Raw genomic sequence first — 5,882 nt, 5'->3', positions numbered from 1 at the left:
ATCTGATACCGCCACGCATCTTGCTCAGTTCAAGGCGCATCTCGGCAAGGATGCGAAGCTGACGCTGTTCGTGATGAACGCCGGCGGCAGGCTGGTGCGTCAGGAAGTCGTGGTGCGCACGACCGGCGAGGGCGCCGATTTCAAATTGCGCGGCATCAACCTTCTGGCCGGCGACACCCATACCGACACCACCATGGTGCTCGACCATGCCGTGCCACACACCACCTCGACCGAAGTGATCCGCAACGTGGTCACCGGCAAGGCGCGCGGTGTCTTCCAGGGCCGCATCAACGTGCATCAGCATGCGCAGAAGACCAACGCCAAGATGGCCTGCAACACGCTGCTGCTGTCGGATGACGGCGAGTTCTCAACCAAGCCGGAATTGGAGATCTTCGCCGACGACGTCGTCTGCGGCCATGGCGCGACCGTCACCGAGATCGACCACGACCATCTCTTCTACCTGATGGCGCGCGGCATCGACGAGAAGAGCGCGCGCGGCCTGCTGGTCAAGGCTTTCGTCGCCGAAGTGATCGAGGAACTGGAAGACGAGGCGCTCGTCGAGGCGCTGGAAGCGCGGCTCGACGATTGGTTTTTGACGCACGGGTAAGCGCCTGTCTTCTCCCCTCGCGGGAGAAGGTGGATCGGCGCGCGGCGCCGAGCGGGGTGCTGGACGGAGTGAGGCGGTGCCTCGGAAGAGCTTGTGATGGACCAGAAAGTCGAATCCACCCCCTACGACGTCGAGGCCATCCGCCGCGATTTCCCGATCCTGTCGCGGGAAGTCTATGGCAAGCCGCTGGTCTACCTCGACAATGGCGCCTCGGCGCAGAAGCCCAAAGCCGTGCTCGACGCCATCCAGCACGCCTACAGTCAGGAATACGCCAACGTCCATCGTGGCCTGCACTTCCTGTCGAATGCCGCGACCGACGCTTATGAGAAGGCGCGGGAGACGGTGCGCCGCTTCCTCAATGCGCCGAGCACCGACAACATCGTCTTCACCTCCAACACCACCTCGGCGATCAACACGGTCGCCTATGGCTACGGCATGCCCAACATCGGCGAGGGCGACGAGATCGTGCTGTCGATCATGGAGCACCACTCCAACATCGTGCCGTGGCATTTCATCAGGGAGAGGCAGGGCGCCAAGCTGGTCTGGGTGCCGGTCGACGATCTCGGCGCCTTCCACATCGAGGAATTCGAGAAGCGGCTGACCGCGCGCACAAGACTCGTCGCCATCACCCAGATGTCGAACGCGCTGGGCACGGTGACGCCGATCAAGGAGATCGTGCGCATCGCGCATGCCCGCGGCATCCCGGTGCTGGTCGACGGCAGCCAGAGCGCCGTGCACATGCCGATCGACGTGCAGGACCTCGACTGCGATTTCTTCGTCTTCACCGGCCACAAGGTCTACGGCCCCTCCGGCATCGGCGTGCTCTACGGCAAGAAGCACATGCTGGAGGAGATGCGGCCCTTCATGGGTGGCGGCGAGATGATCGAGGAAGTGACGGAGGACATCGTCACCTACAACGAGCCGCCGCATCGTTTCGAGGCCGGCACACCGCCGATCGTGCAGGCGATCGGCCTCGGCGCCGCGCTCGAATATATGGAAAAGGTCGGCCGCGAGCGCATCGCCGCGCACGAGGCGGATCTCAAGGACTATGCCCATGAGCGGCTGCGCGCCATCAATTCGCTGCGCATTTTCGGTGACGCGCCGGGCAAGGGCGCCATCATCTCGTTCGAATTGCAGGGCATACATGCCCATGACGTGTCGATGGTGATCGACCGGCAGGGCGTGGCAGTGCGCGCCGGCACCCATTGCGCCCAGCCGCTGTTGAAACGCTTCGGCGTGACCTCCACATGCAGGGCATCGTTCGGCATGTATAATACCAGGGCCGAAGTCGACGCTTTGGCCGATGCGCTGGAAAAGGCGCGAAAGTTCTTCGGGTGACGACCATGGAAGATGCGAGCACCACCGCAGAGACAGCTCCGGAAACGGCCGCGAACGGCGTGGTTTCGGCTTCTGCCATTCCTGCCGACGAGCTGGCGCGACTGACCGACAACATCGTATCGGCGCTGAAGACGGTCTACGACCCGGAAATCCCCGCCGACATCTACGAACTCGGCCTCGTCTACAAGATCGATATCGAGGACGACCGCTCGGTCAAGATCGACATGACCCTGACCGCGCCCGGCTGCCCGGTGGCCGGCGAGATGCCGGGCTGGGTCGAGAATGCCGTCGGCGCGGTCGAGGGTGTTTCCGGAGTCGAGGTCAGCATGGTGTTCGATCCGCCGTGGACGCCGGACCGCATGTCGGAAGAGGCGCAGGTCGCGGTCGGCTGGTATTGAGGGCTCAAATGGAAGATTGGGAGATCGATCTTCCCGAATTCGTGCCGCCCTCGACGATGAAGCTGATGCAGCAATGGGGCGGCGACGACTTTCTCAACAGCATGGGCAAACCGGCCGCATTTGACGCGCTTCTGAACGGAATGCCGGCAGGCGTCGCCGACGTGCTTTGCGCGGATATTCTGCTCGGTGATGTCCTGAATGGCACCTTTCATCAGTACTTCCACAATTCGTGTGGAATAACGATCGAGCGAGCCATTGGCGCGATGCGGCGGCTCGGCCTGTCGGAACATGCGGCTGCAGCGGAAAGTGCGTTGGCGGTGTTCGGCCCGAACTTTCCTCGGGACCGCTTGCAAAGAATGGATAGGATGGATGAGTTGCCGGAAACTGCATTCGATCTGGCCTCCAACCAGTTCTATGCCGCTGAAGAGCGTCATCCGACGGCGATGTATAAGGTTTTGGAACGGGAGGCCAGTCAGTTGCTTGCAACGGTTCAGTAACAGAGCCGGGGTTGCACCCGCCAACAAACTTCACCATTTTAGGTGATGAATCATTCGGCGGGCCTTGAACCTGCATGGAATGGAAGAGGAAAGAGAATGGGACGCTTCGCCGTCATCACGATGACCGAAAAGGCCGCCGACCGGGTGCGCGAGATCGTCGCCACGCGCGAGAATGCGCACGGCATCCGCCTCGGCATCAAGAAGGGCGGCTGCGCCGGCATGGAATACACGGTCGACCTGGTGACCGAGCCGAACACCAAGGACGATCATATCGAGCGCGACGGCGCGCATGTCTATGTCGCGCCGGAAGCAGCGCTCTTCCTGTTCGGCACCGAGATGGATTTCGAGCAGACGACGCTGCGCACCGGCTTCACCTTCAAGAACCCGAACCAGAGCTCGGCCTGCGGCTGCGGCGAGTCGGTCGAGTTGAAGCCGGCCGACCTCAAGGCGCTTGCCGAGGCGCGCGCTTCAAGCGCGGCTTAGCTTTTTCATCATGCGCGCCGAGGCATATCGCTGGCGGTGTGCCTGTTGTAGCAAGGAGTTTGTCGGGCTTCCGACAGACCTGGCGTTCGACGCGCCGGTGGATCCAGACGCACTCGATGAGGTCGCTCGATCGACCTTCCGCAAGAATGAAGATTTCTGCCTGGTGAGTTACGCCACGGGCCAAACGGATCGATTTATTCGTTGCCTGCTGCCGTTGCCCGTTCCTGCGCTGACCGACGAGTTCTGCTTCGGCGTATGGATGTCGGTCTCGGAAAGGAGCTGGAATGTCTATCGCGACGGATATGACAGTGGCCAATATGAGGACGAACTTTGCTTCGGGTATCTGATGCACGATATTCCCGAATACCCAAGCTCGATGCACCTACATGCCAATGTTGTATTCCAGCTTGGCAACATGCGCCCCAAGGTGTTTCTGCATGATGCAGATCATCCCTTGGTCGTCGCGCAGCGCGATGGGGTGGATGTGGAGCAGATCGAGCGCTGGGTTGCGCTAACGCATCGCCCTTAGGTTCAGCTCAGTCTACCCACATGCCGGTGCGCTTGTGCCAGTCGGCGATCGATTCTTCCGGGTAGACGTCGAACAGCTTGTCGTTCTTGCCGATCACCGGCTCGACCCAGCTCGCCTTGTATTTCAGCATCAGATGCACCTTTTCCGGCGGTACCGGCAGCTCGCTGTCGATCGCCGAGGCGAAGGGATGAACCAGATCCGGCCAGGTCGGGTCGTAGAGCCAGAGCGCCGAACCGCATTTGCGGCAGAAGTTGCGCTCGCCGGTCGACACCTCGCAATGCGGATGCTCGTCATCCTCTATCTCGGCCCGGTAGACGCCGAGGCTGCGCTTGCCCGTGATCTTGAGCGTCTCGTAGTCGGCGCCGAGATTGATGGCGAAACCGCCGCCGCCCTGCTGCTTGCGGCAGATCGAGCAGTAGCAGAGCATGAACGGCACCGGCGTGTTGCTTTCCACTTCGAAGCGGACAGCATTGCACCGGCAGGAGCCTTTGAGCAGGACAGGCATGGCGGGAGCTCCGTTTTCGTATCTCAATCTGTCAGCATGCCTTTGGTTGCGGCGATGACAAGGCCCACGCCGGATGAGATGATCGCGGCATGGACAATGCGCGCCTTGAAGAACTGTTCGAAAGCCTGGGGCCGATCAGCATCCGAAAGATGTTCGGCGGCAAGGGCATCTATTGCGACGGCGTCATCGTCGCCATCGTGCTGCGCGGCGAGCTGAAGCTGAAGGCCGACGAGCAAAGCGCCCCCGATTTCGAGGCCGCCGGCTGCCAGCAGTGGACCTACACCGGCTCCAGGCATGGCAAGCTGGTCGCCATGCCCTATTGGAGTATTCCCGACAGCGCGTTCGACGACCCCGACGAGATGGCGGTCTGGGCGCGCCGCGCCTATGAGGCGGGGCTGCGGGCGGGCAAGTAGACGCTACAGCGCCTTGGCGATCCTGGCCGCCAGCCGCGCATTGTTCTCGACCAGCGCGATGTTGGTCTTGAGGCTGCGGCCGCCGGTCAGCTCGAGGATTTTCGACAGCAGGAACGGCGTCACTGCCTTGCCGCTGACGTTGAGCGCCTCCGCCGCCTTCTGCGCCGCCTGGATGTAGCCATCCATCTCCTTGGCCGGGATCTCCTCGTTCTCCGGCACCGGGTTGGCGATCAGTATGCCGCCGCCGAGGCTCAGCGCCTGCCGCGTCCGGTAGAAATGCGCAATGTCCTCCGGCGCATGCAAGGTGAGCGGGGCGCGGAACGGCGAATGCCTGGACCAGAACGCAGGCATCGTCTCGCAGCCATGGCCGACGACCGGCACGCCGCGCGTCTCCAGCACTTCCAGCGTCTTTTCGATGTCGAGGATTGCCTTGGCGCCGGCCGACACCACGATGACCGGCGTGCGCGCCAGCTCGTCGAGGTCGGCCGAGATGTCGAAGCTCTTTTCAGCGCCCTTGTGCACGCCGCCGATGCCGCCGGTGGCGAACACCTTTATCCCGGCCATATACGCGGCGATCATCGTCGCGGCGACGGTGGTGCCGCCGGTGCGCGCTTGCGCGACGGCAAAGCCGAGATCGGCGCGCGACAGTTTCATGGCGTCGCCGGTCATCGCCAGCGATTCGCGCTCGCCGTCGGAGAGGCCGATCTTGATGCGGCCGGCGACCACCGCGATCGTTGCCGGTACCGCGCCATTGTCCAGGATGATCTTCTCGACATTGGCGGCCATGGCGCCGTTGTCCGGATAGGGCATGCCGTGGGTGATGATGGTGCTTTCCAGCGCCACCACCGGCCGTCCGGCGGCGAGCGCCTCCGCCACCGGCGGATGGATATCGATGAAGGGGCGGGCGGTTTCGGGCGTCATGATGGTCTCCAATACGGAGCGCGCGGCGCTCCGGCCGCCCTCATGCCACTTCCAGCGCCCCCGGCACAAGGGCCAGCATTTGCGCGAAGTTGGCGGCGCTGAAGGCGGGTACCGCCTCGGTGCTTTCGATGGCCAGGATGGAGGCGGCAATGCCTTCGCGCAGTGCCGCGCGCAGCGGCAGGCCATTGAGC

General features: G+C 63.0%; 9 protein-coding genes. 7 read left to right on the top strand and 2 right to left on the bottom strand.

What is annotated here, in order from left to right; all coding sequences use genetic code 11:
- The 6 genes from sufD to EOA33_RS21530 form a co-directional block, all read left to right on the top strand.
- Positions 1-607: Fe-S cluster assembly protein SufD (sufD, locus tag EOA33_RS21555; RefSeq protein WP_127406527.1), on the top strand; the 607-nt coding region annotated here is incomplete at its 5' end.
- A 96-nt stretch (positions 608-703) separates the two neighbouring features.
- Positions 704-1,945, top strand: a complete 1,242-nt coding sequence (locus EOA33_RS21550; protein ID WP_127406526.1) for a cysteine desulfurase — start codon at positions 704-706, stop codon at positions 1,943-1,945.
- 5 nt (positions 1,946-1,950) lie between these two features.
- A complete protein-coding gene (locus tag EOA33_RS21545; protein ID WP_127406525.1) occupies positions 1,951-2,343 on the top strand; it encodes an SUF system Fe-S cluster assembly protein in 393 nt (130 codons plus the stop codon).
- An 8-nt stretch (positions 2,344-2,351) separates the two neighbouring features.
- Positions 2,352-2,840, top strand: coding sequence for a DUF4375 domain-containing protein (locus EOA33_RS21540; RefSeq protein WP_126054864.1), 489 nt, complete (start codon positions 2,352-2,354; stop codon positions 2,838-2,840).
- Positions 2,841-2,936: 96 nt separating this feature from the next.
- Complete coding sequence (gene sufA / locus EOA33_RS21535; protein WP_127406524.1) at positions 2,937-3,323, top strand: Fe-S cluster assembly scaffold SufA; 387 nt, start codon at positions 2,937-2,939, stop codon at positions 3,321-3,323.
- 10 nt (positions 3,324-3,333) lie between these two features.
- Entirely contained in the window at positions 3,334-3,852 is a 519-nt protein-coding gene (locus EOA33_RS21530) for a DUF2199 domain-containing protein (RefSeq protein ID WP_127406523.1), read from the top strand.
- Positions 3,853-3,859: 7 nt separating this feature from the next.
- On the opposite strand, the gene EOA33_RS21525 is transcribed toward EOA33_RS21530, so the two are convergent.
- Positions 3,860-4,357 carry a GFA family protein gene (locus EOA33_RS21525; protein WP_127406522.1) on the bottom strand — a complete coding sequence of 166 codons (498 nt, stop codon included), beginning with the start codon at positions 4,355-4,357 and terminating at the stop codon, positions 3,860-3,862.
- A gap of 89 nt (positions 4,358-4,446) precedes the next feature.
- Here EOA33_RS21525 and EOA33_RS21520 point away from each other — a divergent pair, with 89 nt between their 5' ends.
- Positions 4,447-4,770, top strand: a complete 324-nt coding sequence (locus EOA33_RS21520) for a TfoX/Sxy family protein (RefSeq protein ID WP_126054860.1) — start codon at positions 4,447-4,449, stop codon at positions 4,768-4,770.
- Positions 4,771-4,773: 3 nt separating this feature from the next.
- Here EOA33_RS21520 and EOA33_RS21515 read toward each other — a convergent pair whose 3' ends face one another.
- Positions 4,774-5,691, bottom strand: a complete 918-nt coding sequence (locus EOA33_RS21515) for a pseudouridine-5'-phosphate glycosidase (protein ID WP_127406521.1) — start codon at positions 5,689-5,691, stop codon at positions 4,774-4,776.
- Positions 5,692-5,882 lie beyond the last annotated feature (191 nt).

It is taken from the genome of Mesorhizobium sp. M4A.F.Ca.ET.050.02.1.1 (genome assembly GCF_003997725.1).
Taxonomy (GTDB): Bacteria; Pseudomonadota; Alphaproteobacteria; order Rhizobiales; family Rhizobiaceae; genus Mesorhizobium.
Note: the sequence above shows the minus strand (reverse complement) of the source record. Positions and strands in the feature narration are given on the sequence as shown.